We start from the raw sequence: 278 nt of genomic DNA, 5'->3' as shown, positions 1-278 counted from the left end.
GTCGGTGGCTTTGTCTGTTCTGGTGGCGTACGAGAACCAATAAGTAGGAGATAAAAGGATGGAAAACAGATCTTTCGAGACTTCGTGATAAAGGAACGTTTCTTCGTAATCTTCGAATATCTGGTCGCCATAGATACCATAATAGGCGGCGGTAAAGCTGCCACCGGATACCGAGCTGATCATATCGACTTCATCTAACAGATTGACCGTTTCACCATCGATTTCGATGTTGGTGTCGCGCAATGCTTGCAACACGCCATATGAAAGCGCTGCCGCAC

General features: G+C 47.1%; 1 pseudogene. It reads right to left on the bottom strand.

Annotated features, from left to right (window positions below):
• Positions 1 to 278, bottom strand: a pseudogene (locus AB4486_RS23725) (patatin-like phospholipase family protein); the annotation flags it as partial.

Source organism: Vibrio sp. 10N.222.55.C6 (assembly GCF_041473395.1).
Classification (GTDB): domain Bacteria; phylum Pseudomonadota; class Gammaproteobacteria; order Enterobacterales; family Vibrionaceae; genus Vibrio; species Vibrio crassostreae_C.
This window is presented reverse-complemented; position numbering and strand designations above follow the sequence as displayed.